The organism is Sphingobium sp. UBA5915 (assembly GCF_002431195.1).
Lineage (GTDB): Bacteria > Pseudomonadota > Alphaproteobacteria > Sphingomonadales > Sphingomonadaceae > Sphingobium > Sphingobium soli.
In genome coordinates, this window is record NZ_DJDV01000119.1 from 87729 (window position 1) to 105352 (window position 17624).

Consider the following 17624-nt stretch of genomic DNA (forward strand, 5'->3'; position numbering starts at 1 on the left):
TCAGGGCCTTTCGAAACGAGCATCTTCGCTGTCGCCGCCGCCTTCGCGATCAGTCGCCCGCACGATGAAGCGGAAATCCTGCCGCTGCGGGCCGACGGCCGGCGCGGCAATGAACAGGCGCAGCTTGGCGACGCTGTCGGCCGGCACGGTGGCGACGATGCGGCTCGATGCGTCGTCCCTGGGCGTCGCGTCGGTCCACAAGGCACCCCCGGCCAGGCCATCGGTCGATATGGCAACCGGGCGCGGCCGCGCCTCCATGTTGCGGATCTTGATGGTATAGGCGTTGCGGATGGAGCCATCCGAAAGTCGCACGAAAATGGGGTTGCGGTCCTGCTGCGCCGCGATGTCAATGCGCGTTCGCGCGCCCAGTGCGAACAGCATCGCCGCGCCGATCGCGCTCCACGCCGCCAGATAAGCGATCGTCCGGGGACGCAGCAGCGATTGCGACAGGGGTCGCGGCGGGCTGCCCTGCTTTTCCGCTTCGGCGTCGTCCTCGGTGCAATAATCGATCAGGCCCCGGGGCCGGCCGACCTGCGCCATCACCCGGTCGCACGCATCGATGCACAGCGCGCAGGTGATGCAGCCGATCTGCGGCCCTTCGCGAATATCGATGCCGGTCGGGCAGACCGCGACGCACTGGTCGCAATCGACGCAATCGCCAAATTGCTGCGGATGGGCGGCAGCCTTCTTCAGGCTGCCACGCTTTTCCCCCCGCCAGTGCTTATAGGTGACGACCAGCGACTTTTCGTCCAGCATGGCCGTTTGGATGCGCGGCCACGGGCACATATAGATGCAGACCTGTTCGCGCAGGAAACCGCCCAGCAGGAACGTCGTCGCCGTCAGCACCGCTGTCGTTGCATAGGCGACCGGCGCAGCCGTGCCGTTCCAGAAGGCGCGCTGCAAGGTCGGCGCATCGGCGAAATAAAAGATCCAGGCACCTCCGGTCAGGAAGGCGATGACCAGCCAGACGCTCCACTTCGCCAGCCGCCGCGCCAGCTTGCCCGCGCTCCATGGCGCCTTCGCAAGCCGGATCTGCGCATTGCGATCGCCATCGATGAAGCGTTCGACATGCTGGAACAGGTCGGTCCATACGGTCTGCGGACAGGCATAGCCGCACCAGGCGCGCCCCACCGCCGAAGTCACAAGGAACAGCCCGATCCCCGCCATGATCAGCAGGCCCGCCACATAATAGAATTCATGCGGCCAGATTTCGATCGCGAACATGTAGAAGCGCCGATGCGCCAGGTCGACGAGCACCGCTTGGTCGGGCGCATAAGGCCCCCGGTCCCATCGAAGCCACGGCGTCCCCCAATAGATCGCCAACGTCACCGCCATGACCGCCCATTTGAAACGCCGGTAAAAGCCATCCACCGCCTTGGGGTAGACACCCTTGCGCTTCTCGTAGAGATCGCCGGAGCCGGCGGGCATCAGCATGGCATCCTCCTTCAGGGTTGGGCGGCGGCGTTGTCCGCAGGGGCTGGGGCGGCCGCTGGCAGGGCTTCGCCGCCACCCAGGCTGTGCACATAGGCCGCCAGCATCCGGATCGTCGCCTTGTCCAACTTGTCGTTCCAGCGCGGCATGACCCCCTGGCGGCTGTTCCATATGGTCTGCCGGATCGTGTCTGCATCGCCGCCATACAGCCATATGCCGTCCGTCAGATTGGGCGCGCCCAGTTCGCGGCTGCCCGTGCCGCCCGCACCATGGCAGACCGCGCAATTGTCAGCGAACAGCTGCGCGCCCCGACGCGCTGCGTCGTTCGGCTTGCCCTGGTGGCTGATGACGCGAACATGCGCGACGACATCATCCACCTGCTGGGGCGTCAGCAACTGGTCGCGGCCAAATGCCGGCATGATCGACTGGCGCGTGTCGGCATGGTCGGGGTTGCGGATGCCATCGGTGATCGTCTTCTCAATGGTGGCGAGATCGCCGCCCCACAGCCAGTCGTCATCGTTGAGATTGGGATAGCCGTTCGATCCGGCCGCCCCCGCCCCATGGCATTGGACGCAATGCACCTTGAACGCCGCCCGACCGCCTTCGACCGCAACGCGCATCAATTCCGGCCGACCGGCCAGCTTCTCGATGGTGGTGGCGGCGATCGCCTGATGCACAGGTGCCAGTTGCGCATCCCGCGCGGCCAGCTCGCTCGCCAGCGCCCCCCGACTCGACCATCCCAGCATCCCGCGCGTGGCGCTGTCGATCATGGGCCAGGCGGGATAGGCGATGGTGTAGCCGATCGCGAAGAGGATCGTCGCGTAGAAGGTCCACAGCCACCAGCGCGGCAACGGCGTGTCCAGTTCGCGGATACCGTCCCATTCATGCCCCTTGAAGGGCGTGCCGGTCGCGGCATCGACGGCTTTTGTCGGTTCGTCAGCCATGTTCGGCCTCCGTCGCTTCACTTTCGCTTTCGAAGATCATCGTCGCGGCGCGATGGCTGTGTTGTCGCCCGTGCGGCAGGAAATGCCACCCGATCAGCAGCCCATAGGTCGCCCCCATGAACACCAGCCCCCAGCTGTCCGCGAAATGGCGCAGCGCGTCGTAGCTCATCGCCCTTCCTCCTTCGGCGCGACCTGACCCGGCAGGGATTCCTGGGGTCGGGCGGCATCGACATCGACCAGCGTGCCGATCATCTGGAGATAGGCGACCAGCGCGTCCATCTCGGTCAGGCGGCTCGGATCACCGTCGAAATCGCGCGCCTGCGCCTTGGGATAGCGTTTGAGCAGGTCGGTCGTGTCGGTATCGGGATCGGCCTGCGCGGCCAGATCGTCATTCGCCTTGCTGATGTCGGCGTCGCTGTAGGGAACGCCCACCCGCGTCAGGGCCTTGAGGTCGGCGCGCATGTCCCCGGGCTTGAGGTCGCGCTCGGCGAGGAAGGGATAGGTCGGCATGATGGATTCGGGCACCACCGCGCGGGGGTCCTTCAGATGCTGGACATGCCATTCGTCGGAATAGCGGCCGCCCACCCGCGCCAGGTCCGGCCCGGTGCGCTTCGACCCCCATTGGAACGGGTGATCATACATGCTCTCGGCGGCCAGGCTGTAATGCCCATAGCGTTCCACCTCGTCGCGAAAGGGGCGGATCATCTGGCTGTGGCAGTTATAGCAGCCTTCGCGGATGTAGATGTTGCGCCCGGCCAGCTCCAGCGGCGTATAGGGGCGCATGCCCTCCACCTTCTCGATCGTGTTGTCGATCCAGAAGAGCGGCGCGATCTCCACGATGCCGCCGATGGCAACGGTGATCAAAGCGGCAATGCCCAGCAGGGACACGTTCCGCTCCAGCGTGCCATGGTTGAAAAATTTGGAAGCCATGTCCTGTTTCCCCTTCAGGCCGGGCGGGCGATCAGCGGCTTGTCGGCCGCCATGTCGTGCGACGCGTCGTGCATCGGCTTTTCTTGCCGCAGCGGGCTGCCCGCGATGGTGCGGCCGATATTCCAGGCCATGATGATGGCCCCGCTCAGATAGAGCAGCCCGCCCGCCGCGCGGATCAGATACATGGGCCACATCGCGCTCACGACTTCGGAAAAGGCGTAGACCAGGTAGCCGTCGGCCCCATATTCGCGCCACATCAGCCCTTGCATGATGCCCGCCACCCACATCGACGCGGCGTAAAGGACGATACCCACGGTCGCGAGCCAGAAGTGCCAGTTGACCAGCCGCAGGCTGTAGAGCCGCTCGCGCTTCCACAGGCGCGGCGCCAGATAATAGAGGCAGGCGAAGGTGATCATGCCGTTCCAGCCGAGTGCGCCCGAATGTACATGGCCGATGGTCCAGTCGGTATAATGGGACAGGCTGTTGACCGCCTTGACCGACATCATCGGCCCTTCGAAGGTGGACATGCCGTAGAAGGCCAGCGCCATCACCATCATACGGATGATCGGATCGGTGCGGATCTTGTCCCAGGCGCCGTTGAGCGTCATCAGGCCGTTGATCATCCCGCCCCAGCTCGGCATCCACAGCATGATCGAAAACACCATGCCCAGCGTCTGCGCCCAGTCGGGCAGCGCGGTGTAGTGCAGATGGTGCGGCCCCGCCCAGATGTAGAGGAAGATCAGCGACCAGAAATGGATGATCGACAGGCGATAGCTGTAAACCGGCCGCTGCGCCTGTTTGGGCACGAAATAATACATCATGGCCAGGAAGCCGGCGGTCAGGAAGAAGCCGACCGCATTATGGCCGTACCACCATTGGGTCAGCGCATCCTGCACGCCGGCAAAGGCGGCATAGCTTTTGGACCCCAGCAGGCTGACCGGCATCGACAGGTTGTTGACGATGTGCAGCATCGCGATCGTCAGGATGAACGCCAGGTAGAACCAGTTGGCGACGTAGATGTGCGGTTCGGACCGTTTGACGATGGTGCCGCCGAACACGACCAAATAGGCGACCCAGACGATCGTCAGCCACAGGTCGACATACCATTCGGGCTCGGCATATTCCTTGCCTTCGGTAATGCCCATCAGATAGCCGGTCGCGGCCAGCACGATGAACAGCTGATAGCCCCAGAAGACGAAGTCGGCCAGTTTGGGCGCGAACAGTCGCGCGCGACAAGTGCGCTGCACCACATAGAAGCTGGTGGCGATGAGGGCGTTGCCGCCAAAGGCAAAGATCACCGCCGATGTGTGCAGCGGCCGCAGCCGGCCGAAGCTGGTATATTCCAGACCCAGATTGAGCGCCGGAAAGGCGAGTTGCAACGCGATATAGAGTCCGGCGAGAAACCCCGCCAGCGCCCAGAATACCGTGGCAATCACGCCCCAGCGGATCACATCGTCATAATAGCGCCCCTGATCGGCCGGCATCTTCAGCAGGCCGCGGGCAACGGCTGCATAATCGGCCCGGCGCATGGCGATAATCGCCAGCCCCAGCGCGACCAGGCTGACAATGCCCATATGAACGGCAAAGCCCCCATCGCGCGCACCCAGCATCGCTGCAAAGGCGACCAGGGCCAGCGCGAACCAGCCTCCCGTCCGCAAAACCAGTCTATCCATGGACCTTTCCCCGCTTCACGTCCCGGTCCGCGCCGCCCGTCAGAAAAAGCACGCGGCGTGTCCTGGGATTGCTGTGTCAAATGCAGGAAAGCGGGTCTTTACGGGAAAGTGCGTAGGCGCCTGGTGGCAGTGGCGAAGCTCCCCAATCCCGCGGCTTCTGCCGTGCGAGGGGGCTGCTCCACGCGCCCGTTCGAATGTCGTGCGATGGCGGCTGCGTCAAAACAGGCTTGTCGATGACGGGCGGCTCAGGAAATTTCGGCGAGGCGCTCCAATGCGGCCTCATCCACCAGCCGTACGCCCCTGCGCCCGACCAGGTCGATCAGCCCCTGCCGCTTCATGTCCGTCATCTGACGCGATACGGTCTCGATCGTCAGTCCCAGCACATCGGCAATCTGCTGGCGCGACAAGGGCAGCGCGATCACGCCATCGCGATCACCGTGCAATCGCCGCCCGATGTCGATCAGGAATGTCGCGACCTTTTCCCGCGCGCTCTTTCGGCCTAGCAACAGCATCCAGGCGCGGGTGCGGTCGAGCTCGTCGAGCGTGCGTTGCAACAAGCGGTGCTGCAACGCCCCATGACCTGTCGCAAAGCCATCGAAGCTGCCGCGCGGAAAAAGACACAGCCGCGCGTCCGTTAGCGCCGTGACGCTGTGCGGCGTGCGCGCGCCGAAAGGCCGGCCGATGAAATCCGATGGATAGACCACGCCGACAATCTGTTCGCGCCCGCCTCCGGTCGATGTGGACAGCTTGAGCGTGCCTTCGATGACATTGGCGACGATGCTGCTGTCGTCGCCTTCCCACATCACCGTTTGCCCGGCCTTCACCGACACGCGCCGCCCGATCCGGCTCAAGGCCGCACGATCCGCGTCGCACAGGTCGGCGCAGATCGCCGCGTCGCGCACCAGGCAGATGGTGCAGGCGTCAATCGGACGGAGCCGAAGGGCGGCGGGCGCGGCGCCATTTTGCGCCAGGTCAAATCGCATATCCATGGCTGCTGCATGACGCAGCGGCAGGTCGCGCCCTATCCGTAATCGTCCCTATGCAGGCGGCGCCGTCAGGCCAGCCCCACTTCCTTCAGCGGAATGGCCGGGTCGGCCAGTTGCTGCATATCCAACGCCGCCCCGGACAGGACATGGGCGCGGCCCTGGACATAATCCTTGACCGCATTGACGCAATCGAGCGCGATCACCTTGCCGCCCTTCAGATACACCACGGAAAAACTTCGGCTGTCAGGATCGCCGCGCACCACCACCTCGTCGAAACCGGTGGAAAGGCCCACGGTCTGGAGCTTCAGATCATATTGGTTCGACCAGAACCAGGGCACGGCATTATAGGGCTCGCCTTTTCCGACAATGTGCGCGACGGCAGTCTTGGCCTGGTCATTGGCGTTCTGCACCGATTCCAGCCGCATCGTCGCGCCGCCCGCAAAACGGTTGGCATGCGCGGCGCAGTCGCCGATCGCATAAACGTCAGGCAGCGATGTGCGGCAATATTCATCGACATCGACGCCATTGCCGCCAACCGCGCCCGCCGCGATCAGCGGGCCGGTTTCCGGCACGATGCCGATGCCAACGATCACCATGTCGGTCTCGATCCGTTCGCCATCGGCCATCAGCACGGCCGTGGCCTTGCCGTCGGCCACCTCGATGCAATCCATCTGCGCGCCGGTGCGCAGGTCGACGCCATGGGTGCGGTGTTCCGCCTCGTAAAAGCGCGACAGCGGCTCGCCCGCAACGCGCGCCAGCACCCGGTCCAGCGCTTCGAGCAACACGACCGTCTTGCCAAACTTGGTAAGCACAGCCGCCGCTTCCAGCCCGATATAACCGCCCCCGATGATGGTCACATGCCGGACGCTGTCCATCTTGGCCATCATCGCGTCGACATCGGCGCGGCGGCGCACGGCGTGGACGTTATCGGCATCCGCGCCATTGCAGGTCAGCATGCGCGGGCTGCCGCCCGTGCACCAGATCAGCTTGTCATAGCCGATCTCCTTATCCCCCACGGTCACAAACTTGCCCGCAGGATCGACGCTCTTCGCCCGCTTGCCCAGCAGCATGTCAATCTTGCGCTCTTCCCAGAAGGCGGCGGGGCGGATCAGGATGCGCTCGAACGGCTTGTCGCCAGCGAAATATTCCTTGGACAGCGGCGGACGCTCATAAGGCGGGTCCTTTTCGTCGCCGATCATGCCGATCGACCCTTCAAACCCCAATTGCCGCAGCGAAATCGCCGCCTGGGCGCCGGCATGGCCCGCACCCACGATCAGAACGTCATAAAGGCTCATGCCCGCAATCCTCTTCACCTTGCCGCCTTTTGTGGGGGTGATTGGCGCGCTTTGCCAGCGGAGGCAAGGCGATATCCGAATGGACAGGGAAAATGGTAGCGGAGGAGGGATTCACACGAAAAACATAAGATACTGATTTATAACAACGTTCTTGATCGTCGTGCCGATAATTCCGCTCAATCCACCCCCAATTTTACCCCTTCGCGACAGGCCGTGCCGAAATATCGACAGGCCGACATGCGCGATCCCTGCTACGCCCGAGAACGCGGCTGTTTACAGTGTGATCGCAGAAAGGACCGCAGACTATCGACAAACACCACGGTTGCACGGCCGACCTTGGCTGCCTCGATGTCGCCGGAAGCGATGAGCTGGTAGATCTTGGATTTGCTGAGCCCCGTCATCCGTACTGCGTCGGGAATGCGAACGCTTATCGGCCCAATCGGGGGCGCGTCGTCGCCATTCGTTGCAGGCTGCCGGGCCGACATCGGACTATTTCTTACGTGCCCGGCTGAACGAGCGGTCGCTCGCCAGGAAGCCGCTAAGCATGAATGGAATGAGGTCCGGTACGGACTCGCGTCGGCCGTAGGCCGCCTCATAGGCCTCGGCGTAGTCGTTCAGCGCTTCGATGAGATCCGGCATGACGTTGATCGTGATCTTAGCCGGCGTCCGATCGGGCAGCCTTGGCAGCTTCAAATCAGCCATGACGGCCTCCCCAGGGTCCGGGCAATATGATGTCTTTGTGCACGACCACCCGTAGCGGCCAGCCGGGACGCACGCGCAAGGTCGGCTGGATATTGAGATTGCGCGTGACGAGCTGATCGCCGGCGCGCGCGCCGCTCTGCTGCGCTGACTCGCGGATCGCCCGGACAAGGTCGCTTTCGGTGCTGCCGAAGCTCAATTCAGTGCCGACGCCCAGCAGTGTCGACAGGGCGACGCCCTTCAGAAGTTGCCAAGTATGCCGGTCGATCCGGTCGGACAGACCCGCATAGCCCTGCGTATCGGTCGCCGGCACATTGTCGATACGAATCGACGAGCCGTCGGGCAGGATAATCCGCTGCCAGACGACCAGCGCACGGCTCTGCCCAAACGCTACAACGCTGTCGTAGCTGCCGATCAGCCGCGATCCTTGCGGAATGAGCAGACCGCGCCCGGTCACACTGTCATAGACGTTCTCCGTGATCTGCGCGGTGACGAGCCCGGGAAGATCCGAGTTGAGCCCGGTTATGAGGCTCGCGGCAATGATGCTGCCGGCCTGCAAGGTCCAAGGCGATACGGACTGCGCCAGCGCGTGCGGATTGATGTCGTCGTCGCGATTGGCGTGGCCGACCAATTCGTTCTTGCGCCCCTGGGCGTTAGGATCTCGGTCAGGGTCGAGGAGCGGCTTGGCAGTCTCGGCCGATGCTGGCGGAACACTTGCATCGGTAGTCACCGGTGCAGGGGCGGCGGCGCGACCGCCGCCCGCCAATTGCAGCATGACGCCAGACTCGCGTGCGGCCTTCTGCTCAGCGGCGATGCGCTGGCGCTCGGCTTCGGCTTCCTGCGCGGCCCGGCTCACCGCATCGGCAGCGGGGTCAGGGGGAACCATCCCGCCAAGCTGCCGCTGGCGCTCGAGGATCGGCCGCCCGAGATCACCGGGAAGCGGTAGCCCGAGCTTCGGCACGTCGCCATAGCTCGTCGGCGCGCCCGCGAGCGCATCAGGCGGCGCCTTCGCGCCAACCAGCTTTTCATCGCTTCGTGCGATCAGGCTCAGGGTCGCGGGCTTGAGCGCCAGCCAGGCGACGCCGATGATCGCGGTCGAGCCGGCGGCAGCGATGGCGACGATCGCACCGCGGCGAAAACGGGTGACGCGGCCCGGCGCCGCGCGCAGAACGAGCGTTTCGGGGTCGGCTTTGGGCGCCGCGATCGGCGCGGAAGAAGCGGTTGGATCGGTCACGCGCCCCTCCCGGCCTTGCGCTGCCGGCTCTTCGGCTGGGCGGCGGTGATACGGACAATCTGCTGTTTCTTGCCGCCAAGGCGCAGCTCGGCGACACCGAACAGGCGGTCGACCACATAATAGCGGCCGGCGACGCGATAGTTGACGAGCTGGGCCTCGCCATCCTCGCCAATCACGAACAGCGGGGGCGCCTCACCCACGGCGATCGCAGGCGAGAACTCGATGTAGGTCTGCCGCCCATCGTCGAACGCGCGCAGCGGCCGCCAGGCCGGCTTGTCGCCCGAGATCGCATAGTTGAAGTTGAGGCTTTCGACCGAGAGGCCCGACGCGATCGGCGTCGCCGCCACGGCTGCATCGCGCTGACGCCGGAGCGCGATCAGCTCGTCATGTGGATAGGTCCAGGAGATCGCCGCCATCGCGGTCGCGGGCGTGCTTTCGAGCTGGAGATGGTAGGTCCGGCGATCGGTAGCAATGACAAGGTTTGTGCGTAGGCCCGCCGAAAACGGCTTGACGAGGATGTGCACGCGCTTGCTTTCGCCGATGCCGCTGGTGGTATCGCCGACAGTCCAGCGCACGGTGTCGCCGGCGGCGACGGACACAATCGTTTCGCCCGGCTGCAAGGCAATGTCGGTGATGCGCTCGGGCGCGGCATAGAGCCGGTAGAGCACGCCTTCCGCCCAGGGATAGACCTGGACGGCATATATATATCCCGCGCTCGACGGCTCGCGCAGTGCCGCCCGGTTGGCGGCAGTGACGCGCGCGGTGGGTGACGCGGGTTCGCGGCTCTGCGCAGCGACGCCCATGGCAAGCGCCATCGCGCTCGCCGCCAGGATGAGGGCACGGATCATTGGTCGGTCCTTTCGGGGGATGGTGCGGCTGCGGGTTGAGCAAGGGTCGGATCGAGCGGCGAGCCCAGCGGAATGTCGGTGGGCGGCGCGACCGGGAGTGATTGTGCGGGATCGGGCACGGCCGATGGTTGCGGCGAAGGCGGCCGGTCCTGAGGCGTTTCCAGTTCGCGGCTCCAGTCGATCGCGTCAACATAGAGACCGAGCGGGTTTTTTCGGAGCACATCGGCCAAGCGCGGCGGCTTGATCTTCACCGTGAGCATCGCCGTCCAGCGTGACGTGCTGGCGAGGCTTCCCCGCTCATATTGCTGCTCGGTCCATTTGACCTGGAAGCTCGTATCCGACGCGCGGACGACGCTCGTCACCTGCACCGAAACCGTCTTGCGCCCGACATCGGCGAACGGATTGGAGGTGCGGGCATATTCGCCGAGGAACAGTGACGCACGTTCGGTCGCGAAATCATAGGCTGATAGCCAGTTTTCACGCATCAATACCGGATCGAGCGAGCGCGCTCGAACGCCGGTGATGAACCGGCCGAGGAACCATGCGATCTGCGGATCGGTCGGCCGATAGTCCTTGGCGGCAGGCGCGACGGCCTGTGCTTGCCCGAGTGCATCGACCTCGACCACATAGGGCACGACGCGGCTTTGCATCGATTGCCAGACCAGCGCGCCCGACAGACCAGTGGTCAGGAACAGGCCGCCGAAGGCCATCAGCCGCCAGTTCTTCGCCTGTGCGCGAGCCGAGCCGATACGCTCATCCCAAAGCTGGCCCGCTCGTTGGTAGGGTGTCTCGGGTTCGGGCGTTCGCCCATAGCGCTGCAATGCGCGTCGAAATTTCATCGCTCAGTCCCTTTCCTTGATGTCTGGAGTGGCGCCAGCGCCGCCGCGGTCGCCGCCCTGGATTGCGTGGATCGCCATCTGGCGGCGGTGGCGAGCATTCTGGCTGGCATGAAGCTTCTGCGCCCAGGCGGGTGTTCCTTCAGCTGCGCCTATCGGCGCGGCTGCGGGGGCGGCGCCGCCGGCACGGGTGCTTCCTGCTTCCCATGCGGCGCGCTGCCCACGATCGGCGGCAGCGCTAACGCCGAGACCGCCGCTCATCCGGTTGGCAGCCGCGCCGCGCATGGCGGTCGCAACGCCGCCGAGGCCCGCGCCGACGCTGGTCGAGCCCGAGGTTTCCTGCCCGAGCTTGTAGGCAGTGGATGCGGCAGACCCCATCGATGTACCGGCGCGGATCGCGCCGAGACCGGCCCCCGCGAGACCGCGTGCCGCGCCGACGGCGCCAGCGCCTGCCATCGCAAGACCTCCGCCGGCAAGCACGGTAGTGGCGATCACCGATCCGGCGCCGAGCTGCGGCGCGCCGGCGACGAGGCCGGATGCGATTCCCGGGCCGAAGATGGAGAGGCCAAAGATCGCGAGGCTCGCGAGCATCAGCGACACGGCCTGTTCGATCGACACCTCGTCGCCGGTGATCGCACTGGTGAAGTCGGCGAAATAGTTAGAGCCGATGCCGACGATGACCGCGAGCACCATGACCTTGATGCCCGAACTGACGACGTTCCCGAGCACCCGTTCGGCGAGGAACGACGTGCGGTTCCACAGCGCAAAGGGCACGAGCACGAAGCCGGCGAGCGAAGTAAGCTTGAATTCGAGGATTGTGATGAAAAGCTGGATCGCGAGGATGAAAAAGGCGGCGATGACGACGACCCAGGCGATCACCAGCACGGCGATCTCGATGAAATTGTCGAAGAAGGCGATCGGGCCAACCAACTCCTTCGCCTGCTCGAGGAGCGGCCATGCTGCCTCGAAGCCGGTCCCGGCCAGCTTGCCGGGTCGCAATAAATCGTCAGCCGTAATCGCGCTGCCCCCTGCGGTGAGGCCGAGGCCGGCGAAGCTGCGAAAGATGATATCGGACAGTGTCGAGAAGCTGTTGAGGATCAGGGCGAAGACGCCGACATAGAGGATCTTTTTGAGGAACTTGGCGATGACGTCGTCTTCGCCGCCGAGCGCCCAGAACAGCCCGGCGAGCGTGATGTCGATGCCGATCAGGATCGTGGTCAGGAAACCGACGTCACCGCCCAACAGGCCGAACCCGCTGTCGATGTAGGAGGCGAAGGCCTCCATGAACTGATCGATGACATTCAGGTCATCCATATGGGCGGGTTCCTGCTTGAAGTTGAAAGGTGTCGCGGGGACCGGCGGCCATGAGAGGGGCAAGCCCTACGGCCCCCGCGACGAGACAGGTTCGGACCCGGGGGGAGCTGGGGGCGCGGTCCTCGCCTGCCTCAGCTCATTGGCGTGGCGTGTAAGCCTTGCCGTCGCCGAGGAAGCGGCGCGTCGACTCGCGTGCCTCGCGCGCGATCTGGCCCCGCTGCGCCTGCTCGACCGATTCCGCCCGGAACTGCGCCGCCATCATTTGCTGAAGCTGGAGCTGCTGCTTGGCGGTGAGCGCGAGAAGCTGGTTCGTGGCCTGCTGCGCCTGAAGCGAGCCTTCCGCGCCCTGGCTGCGCGCGACGATGTCGGCGAGCGCCTGCGTGTCGCTCCGTACGTTGTCGACGATGCGGTTCTGGACCCCCATCGTCTGGCGAAACGCGGACATCGCGGTATCGAGTTGATCGCGTGCGCGAGCCACACGCTGATCGCGGCGGAACACCTGATCGAACTCCTGCGGGTAGAGCTGGCGGAAGCGCTCGTCGAGCTGATCGATGCGGAAGTCGACGCCCTGCGCCTGGCCCATGAGCTGGTCGATCTGCTGGAGGCGCTGGCGAAGCTCCTGAAGTTGCGGGAAATCGATCCGGGACAGGTTCTTGCCCTGGTTGATCAGCATCTGCGCTTCGTTCTGGAGACTCTGGATCTGGTTGTTGATCTGGGCAAGCGTGCGCGCGGCGGTGAGCAGGTTTTGCGAATAGTTCGATGGATCGAACACACTGAGCTGGGCCGCGACGGGCGTCGAGGTCAACGCGATGCCGATACCGAGCGAGCCGACGGCGCCGAGCGCGAGAGCGGAGAGGCACGCATATTTGCGGATAGGGATACGGGGCACGGGAAATTACTCCTTGTCTTCTGGGGGGCGGGCGGCAGGGTGACGCCCAAGCAGGTCGGCCGCCCAATCGAGGCCGGCTTGGGAGAGAAAGGTCGCGGCGAAGTCGGCCTGGCCCTTTTCGGCCAGCACCGCGTCTATGCGCTTCTGGCTGTCGGGATCGGACGCGCCGCACAACGCCAGCGCGATCGGGCCTAGCCCAAGCTCGAACAGCCGGTTGCCGCGCGCTGATTGCAGATAATATTGCCGCTTGGGCGTCGCGCGGCTGACCAGTTCGATCTGGCGCGCGTTGAGACCGAAGCGGACGTAGACCGTCTGGCCCTGCGGCTCGATCGCCCGATCATTGGGCAGCAAGATGCGCTGCGGACAGCTTTCGATGATGGCCGGCGCGATCGTGCTGTCGGCGATATCGGCTAGGCTCTGTGTCGCGAACACGACGCTGACGTTCTTCTTGCGCAGCACCTTCAGCCACTCACGGATGCGCGCGGCGAACAGCGGGTGGTCGAGGAACACCCAGGCTTCATCCAGTACGAGAAGCGTCGGCCGCCCGGTGAAGCGCTCCTCGAGACGATGGAACAGGTAGGTCAGCACGGGCGCAACGACGCCCGCCTGCCCCATCAGCGCTTCAGTCTCGAAGCACTGCACGTCGGCGATCGCTAGATCGTCTTCGGCGGCGTCGAGCAGGCGGCCGAACGATCCTTCGAGCGTATAGGGCGCGAGCGCCGATCGCAGCGGTGCCGATTGCAGCAGCAGCGACAGGCCGGTGAGCGTGCGTTCCTCGATCGGGGCGGTCGCGAGATTGGTGAGCGCCGACCAGACGGCCTCCTTGATCTCGGGTGTGACCAGTACTTTCTCATGGGCGAGCAGCGCGCCGATCCATTCGGTCGCCCAGGCGCGTGCGTTGGAGCGATCGATGTGGCGCAGCGGCTGGAAGGCGATCGTTCGCCCGCCCACGTCATCGGCATGACCGCTCTCACCGCCAAGCCCGAGCGCGTGATGCGCGCCGCCCATCGCCAGCACGGCCGCGCGCGCCGAAAATCCCTTGTCGAAGACATAGACCTGGGAGTCTGGATATCGCCGGAACTGAAGCGCGAGCATTGCGAGCAGCACCGACTTTCCGGCCCCGGTGGGTCCGACGATCAGCATATGACCGACGTCGCCGACATGCGTGCTGAGACGGAACGGCGTCGAGCCGCTGGTTTCCGCATAAAGCAGCGGCGGACCGTCGAGGTGCGGATTACGCGCCGGTCCTGCCCATACCGAGGACAGCGGCATGAGATGCGCGAGATTCAGGGTGTGGACGATCGGTTGCCGGACGTTCGCATAGACATGGCCCGGCAGGCTCGACAGCCACGCCTCGACCACATTCATGCCCTCGCGGATGCAGGTGAAGCCGAGCCCGTTGACGATGCGCTCGACCGCGCGGACCTTTTCCTCGACGCGGGCGCGGTCGATATCGGCAACGGTGATCGTCGTCGTCAGATAGCCGAACGCGACATGATCGCCGCCGAGCGCCTGCAAGGCGAGGTCGGCATCGACCACCTTGTTGTCGGCATCGCTGTCGAGAAGCTGGACCGGCTGGTTGTAGATGACTTCGCGCAGCAGCGCGGTGATCGACTTGCGCTTGTTGAACCACTGCCGCCGCAGGCGAGTGAGCGCTTTGGTTGCGTCGGTCTTGTCGAGCGCAATGAAGCGCGTCACCCAGCGATAGCCAAAATCCTCATGGTTGAGTCCGTCGAGGATGCCGGGACGGCTCGCGTTCGGAAATCCGAGGATGGTGAGCGTCCGCAGATGCTCGTCGCCGAGCATCGGTTCGAGCCCGCCGGTCAGCGGCGTGTCGGCGAGCAGCCCGTCCAGATAGATGGGCGTTTCGGGCACGGCGACGACATGGCGGCGCGCGGAGATCGCACCGTGGAGAAAGGTCAGCATTTCGCTGTCGCCGAGCGCGCGCACCTCGGGCATGAAGCCTCTGAACAGGTCAAGCGCACGATCCGTCTCGGCGATGAAGCCGGCAAGCGCTTGTCGCCAGTCGCGGCCCTTCGCGTCGTCGCTGCGCTCGATCAGCGCTCGGCCCGCCGTGTCCGCCTGATCGGGCGGAGGCAGGAGGGTGAGCGTCAGATAATAGCGGCTCTCGAAATGCGCGCCCGCGCTTTCGAACGCCGCGCGCCGTTCCTCATCGACCAGCCACGACGCCGCATCGGGAAAGCTGCTGTCGGGATAACCCAGCGCTTCGCGCCGCTCGGCCTCGAAATGGAGTGCCCAGCCCGAGCCGAAGCGCTTCAGGACATTGTTCGCCCGCGCGCAGGCGGCGACAAGCTCGGCTTCGGTGGCGGATTCTAGATCGGGGCCGCGGAACCTGAGGACGCGCAAAAAGCTGCCGTCCTTGTTGAGCACCACGCCGGGCGCGACAAGCGCCGCCCATGGAAGATGATCGGCGAGCCGGTCGGCCTTCTGACGGTATTCGCGCAGATTCAGCATGACAGATGCCCCTTCTGGCGAAGGTGGCGGACAAGGACCGGGGCGAAGTCGGGATCGCGCTTGGCGGCGAACACCGCGAGAGTGTGCCCGAACGCCCACATGGCCAGCCCGGCGATCCACTGCTGGAGACCGAGTCCGAGCGCGGCCGCGATCGTACCATTGACGATCGCGATCGCTCGCGGCGCCCCGCCAAGCAGGATCGGCTCGGCAAGCGCGCGGTGCATCGGCGCCTCGAACCCCTCGATATGGCTGGCGCCATAGGAATTTGGCGCGTTCACGAGATGAGCGCCCCGCCGCCGAAGCTGAAGAAGCTGAGGAAGAAGCTCGACGCCGCAAACGCGATCGACAGGCCGAAGATGATCTGGATGAGGCGCCGGAACCCGCCTGCCGTCTCGCCGAACGCGAGCGTCAAACCGGTGACGATGATGATGATCACCGCGACGATCTTGGCGACAGGACCCTGGACCGATTCGAGGACCTGCTGAAGCGGTTCCTCCCACGGCATGCCCGAGCCGGCGGCCTGCGCGGTGGCGGCGAGCGCAAGCCCGAGGCCGATGGCGGCGCCGGTGAGGAAGATGCTCCGACGATCGGGAATACGGGCAGGAATACGGGACAAGCGCATGGTCATTCTCCTTGGGGTTCGAGGGCGTGGTCGGGAGTAAGGTCGAGGACGGCGTAGCCGCCGTCGGGATCGAGGCCGGCGACGCGCGCGATCGTGTCGACGCGGCGCGCGAGGCCGCGCCCGGCGATGAACACGATCATGTCGATGGCGTCGGCGATCAGCCGGCGCGGAACGGTGACGACGCTTTCCTGCACGAGCTGCTCGAGCCGGTAGAGCGCCGACACTGCCGAATTGGCGTGGACGGTTGCGATGCCGCCCGGATGCCCGGTGTTCCAGGCTTTGAGCATGTCGAGCGCTTCGCGCCCGCGCACCTCGCCAACGACGATGCGATCGGGGCGGAGCCGCAATGTCGAGCGGACAAGATCAGCCATCGTGACGCCGCCGGCTCCGGCAGTGCCAATCGTACGCGTGCGCAGCCCCACCACGTCGGGCGCGGCGCATTGCAACTCACGCGTGTCTTCAATGATGATGACGCGTTCGTCGAGGTGCGCCATCTCGGCGAGCAGCGCGTTGGCAAGCGTCGTCTTGCCCGAACTGGTGCCACCCGCGACCAGGATGTTCTTGCGCTCGACCACGGCCATCGACAGCAGTCGCGCCGTGTCGGCGGGCATGATGCCGTCCCGCACATAGTCGAGCAAAGTGTAGATGCGCGCCGCGGGCTTGCGGATCGAGAAGCACGGCGCGAGGCTGACCGGCGGCAGGATACCCTCGAACCGCTCGCCCGCGCCTTCGCCGTGCGGTGGCAGCTCGGCTGACACGATCGGCGCATTGCCATGAACCTCTGTCCGTGCGTGGCTGGCAACCAGGCGGATGATCCGCTCGACCTGCGCGGGCTCATATTTGGTGCCGGTATCGATCCGGCCTTCGCCGAGTCGATCAAGGCGCAACACGCCGTCCGGGTTCACCATGATCTCGATGACCACCGGATCGGCCAGCGCTGCGGCGATGGTCGGCCCCATCGCGGTGCGCAGCATCGCGCGCCGACGCCCTGCGGAATTATCGGAGCCGAAAAGCGTGTCGCTCATCGCCCACCTCCATTGTCTTTCGCGGAGGCAGCAAGCGTGCGCTGGCCGCTGGCGAGCGCTTCGCCGACGCGGGCAATGAACGCCTCGAAGCGGTCTCGGCCGATCGCACGCGCCGCTTCGTCGGCTTCGGCCAAAGGGGCCTGCACCATCAGTTCATAGCGGATGAACAGCGCCAGGCTCTCGAGCAGCACATGCCCGTCACGCTCGACACGCCCCAGCGCGAGCGACATGCGATCGAGCCGCTGGCTGAACTTGTTCTCCAGCTCGCTCGCCGCCTGCCGGTTGAGCCAGGCGGTGAGCGCGTCGGTGAGGATCGCCGATTTGGACGCGCCGGGCTGGCTCGCCAGCGCCTCGAAGCGGTGGCTCAGATCTTCGGGCAGGAAGAGCTGGTAGCGGACGCGGTTGGGTTTGATCGCGGCCATT

19 protein-coding genes are annotated in these 17624 nt (G+C 65.2%); all 19 read right to left on the reverse strand.

Annotated features, from left to right (window positions below; all coding sequences use genetic code 11):
* Positions 1-1434, reverse strand: coding sequence for a cytochrome c oxidase accessory protein CcoG (gene ccoG, locus B2V90_RS20875; protein WP_228220967.1), 1434 nt, complete (start codon positions 1432-1434; stop codon positions 1-3).
* Between the two features lie 11 nt (positions 1435-1445).
* Positions 1446-2375, reverse strand: a complete 930-nt coding sequence (ccoP, locus tag B2V90_RS20880; protein ID WP_228220968.1) for a cytochrome-c oxidase, cbb3-type subunit III — start codon at positions 2373-2375, stop codon at positions 1446-1448.
* Entirely contained in the window at positions 2368-2544 is a 177-nt protein-coding gene (locus B2V90_RS20885) for a cbb3-type cytochrome c oxidase subunit 3 (protein ID WP_228220969.1), read from the reverse strand. Before B2V90_RS20885 ends, ccoP begins: the two co-directional genes overlap by 8 nt.
* Positions 2541-3305: a cytochrome-c oxidase, cbb3-type subunit II gene (gene ccoO, locus B2V90_RS20890; RefSeq protein WP_228220970.1), complete on the reverse strand. Its 765-nt coding sequence runs from the start codon at positions 3303-3305 to the stop codon at positions 2541-2543. Before ccoO ends, B2V90_RS20885 begins: the two co-directional genes overlap by 4 nt.
* Positions 3306-3319: 14 nt before the next feature.
* A complete protein-coding gene (ccoN, locus tag B2V90_RS20895; RefSeq protein ID WP_228220971.1) occupies positions 3320-4978 on the reverse strand; it encodes a cytochrome-c oxidase, cbb3-type subunit I in 1659 nt (552 codons plus the stop codon).
* A 245-nt stretch (positions 4979-5223) separates the two neighbouring features.
* Positions 5224-5967 (reverse strand): Crp/Fnr family transcriptional regulator, encoded by a 744-nt coding sequence (locus tag B2V90_RS20900; RefSeq protein ID WP_228220973.1) that lies wholly within the window; start codon positions 5965-5967, stop codon positions 5224-5226.
* A gap of 65 nt (positions 5968-6032) precedes the next feature.
* A complete protein-coding gene (locus B2V90_RS20905; RefSeq protein ID WP_228220974.1) occupies positions 6033-7259 on the reverse strand; it encodes an NAD(P)/FAD-dependent oxidoreductase in 1227 nt (408 codons plus the stop codon).
* A 251-nt stretch (positions 7260-7510) separates the two neighbouring features.
* Positions 7511-7744 carry a helix-turn-helix domain-containing protein gene (locus B2V90_RS20910; protein ID WP_051035681.1) on the reverse strand — a complete coding sequence of 78 codons (234 nt, stop codon included), beginning with the start codon at positions 7742-7744 and terminating at the stop codon, positions 7511-7513.
* A gap of 4 nt (positions 7745-7748) precedes the next feature.
* Positions 7749-7961 (reverse strand): DUF2274 domain-containing protein, encoded by a 213-nt coding sequence (locus B2V90_RS20915; protein WP_017499928.1) that lies wholly within the window; start codon positions 7959-7961, stop codon positions 7749-7751.
* On the reverse strand, positions 7954-9192 hold the full coding sequence (locus B2V90_RS20920) for a TrbI/VirB10 family protein (protein WP_017499929.1): 1239 nt from the start codon (positions 9190-9192) through the stop codon (positions 7954-7956). The genes B2V90_RS20915 and B2V90_RS20920 overlap by 8 nt, the downstream gene beginning before the upstream one ends.
* Positions 9189-10040 carry a P-type conjugative transfer protein TrbG gene (gene trbG / locus B2V90_RS20925; protein ID WP_006635655.1) on the reverse strand — a complete coding sequence of 284 codons (852 nt, stop codon included), beginning with the start codon at positions 10038-10040 and terminating at the stop codon, positions 9189-9191. Before trbG ends, B2V90_RS20920 begins: the two co-directional genes overlap by 4 nt.
* Positions 10037-10879 carry a conjugal transfer protein TrbF gene (gene trbF / locus B2V90_RS20930; protein ID WP_026108910.1) on the reverse strand — a complete coding sequence of 281 codons (843 nt, stop codon included), beginning with the start codon at positions 10877-10879 and terminating at the stop codon, positions 10037-10039. Before trbF ends, trbG begins: the two co-directional genes overlap by 4 nt.
* Positions 10880-10882: 3 nt before the next feature.
* Positions 10883-12190, reverse strand: coding sequence for a P-type conjugative transfer protein TrbL (gene trbL / locus B2V90_RS20935; RefSeq protein WP_017499931.1), 1308 nt, complete (start codon positions 12188-12190; stop codon positions 10883-10885).
* Between the two features lie 136 nt (positions 12191-12326).
* On the reverse strand, positions 12327-13079 hold the full coding sequence (gene trbJ, locus B2V90_RS20940) for a P-type conjugative transfer protein TrbJ (RefSeq protein WP_017499932.1): 753 nt from the start codon (positions 13077-13079) through the stop codon (positions 12327-12329).
* Positions 13080-13085: 6 nt separating this feature from the next.
* Positions 13086-15554, reverse strand: coding sequence for a conjugal transfer protein TrbE (trbE, locus tag B2V90_RS20945; protein ID WP_017499933.1), 2469 nt, complete (start codon positions 15552-15554; stop codon positions 13086-13088).
* Complete coding sequence (locus B2V90_RS20950) at positions 15548-15778, reverse strand: VirB3 family type IV secretion system protein (RefSeq protein WP_051035683.1); 231 nt, start codon at positions 15776-15778, stop codon at positions 15548-15550. Before B2V90_RS20950 ends, trbE begins: the two co-directional genes overlap by 7 nt.
* Before the next feature lie 50 nt (positions 15779-15828).
* On the reverse strand, positions 15829-16182 hold the full coding sequence (locus B2V90_RS20955) for a TrbC/VirB2 family protein (protein WP_017499935.1): 354 nt from the start codon (positions 16180-16182) through the stop codon (positions 15829-15831).
* Positions 16179-17201 carry a P-type conjugative transfer ATPase TrbB gene (gene trbB, locus B2V90_RS20960; protein WP_017499936.1) on the reverse strand — a complete coding sequence of 341 codons (1023 nt, stop codon included), beginning with the start codon at positions 17199-17201 and terminating at the stop codon, positions 16179-16181. Before trbB ends, B2V90_RS20955 begins: the two co-directional genes overlap by 4 nt.
* Complete coding sequence (locus B2V90_RS20965; RefSeq protein WP_017499937.1) at positions 17198-17623, reverse strand: hypothetical protein; 426 nt, start codon at positions 17621-17623, stop codon at positions 17198-17200. The genes trbB and B2V90_RS20965 overlap by 4 nt, the downstream gene beginning before the upstream one ends.
* Position 17624 lies beyond the last annotated feature (1 nt).

Bases quoted from the DNA above. Each gene is read 5' to 3' on its own strand.
- ccoG (WP_228220967.1), bottom strand. From the start codon at position 1,434: ATGCTGATGCCCGCCGGCTCCGGCGATCTCTACGAGAAGCGCAAGGGT.
- ccoP (WP_228220968.1), bottom strand. From the start codon at position 2,375: ATGGCTGACGAACCGACAAAAGCCGTCGATGCCGCGACCGGCACGCCC.
- B2V90_RS20885 (WP_228220969.1), bottom strand. From the start codon at position 2,544: ATGAGCTACGACGCGCTGCGCCATTTCGCGGACAGCTGGGGGCTGGTG.
- ccoO (WP_228220970.1), bottom strand. From the start codon at position 3,305: ATGGCTTCCAAATTTTTCAACCATGGCACGCTGGAGCGGAACGTGTCC.
- ccoN (WP_228220971.1), bottom strand. From the start codon at position 4,978: ATGGATAGACTGGTTTTGCGGACGGGAGGCTGGTTCGCGCTGGCCCTG.
- B2V90_RS20900 (WP_228220973.1), bottom strand. From the start codon at position 5,967: ATGGATATGCGATTTGACCTGGCGCAAAATGGCGCCGCGCCCGCCGCC.
- B2V90_RS20905 (WP_228220974.1), bottom strand. From the start codon at position 7,259: ATGAGCCTTTATGACGTTCTGATCGTGGGTGCGGGCCATGCCGGCGCC.
- B2V90_RS20910 (WP_051035681.1), bottom strand. From the start codon at position 7,744: ATGTCGGCCCGGCAGCCTGCAACGAATGGCGACGACGCGCCCCCGATT.
- B2V90_RS20915 (WP_017499928.1), bottom strand. From the start codon at position 7,961: ATGGCTGATTTGAAGCTGCCAAGGCTGCCCGATCGGACGCCGGCTAAG.
- trbG (WP_006635655.1), bottom strand. From the start codon at position 10,040: ATGATCCGTGCCCTCATCCTGGCGGCGAGCGCGATGGCGCTTGCCATG.
- trbF (WP_026108910.1), bottom strand. From the start codon at position 10,879: ATGAAATTTCGACGCGCATTGCAGCGCTATGGGCGAACGCCCGAACCC.
- trbL (WP_017499931.1), bottom strand. From the start codon at position 12,190: ATGGATGACCTGAATGTCATCGATCAGTTCATGGAGGCCTTCGCCTCC.
- trbE (WP_017499933.1), bottom strand. From the start codon at position 15,554: ATGCTGAATCTGCGCGAATACCGTCAGAAGGCCGACCGGCTCGCCGAT.
- B2V90_RS20950 (WP_051035683.1), bottom strand. From the start codon at position 15,778: ATGCACCGCGCGCTTGCCGAGCCGATCCTGCTTGGCGGGGCGCCGCGA.
- B2V90_RS20955 (WP_017499935.1), bottom strand. From the start codon at position 16,182: ATGACCATGCGCTTGTCCCGTATTCCTGCCCGTATTCCCGATCGTCGG.
- trbB (WP_017499936.1), bottom strand. From the start codon at position 17,201: ATGAGCGACACGCTTTTCGGCTCCGATAATTCCGCAGGGCGTCGGCGC.
- B2V90_RS20965 (WP_017499937.1), bottom strand. From the start codon at position 17,623: ATGGCCGCGATCAAACCCAACCGCGTCCGCTACCAGCTCTTCCTGCCC.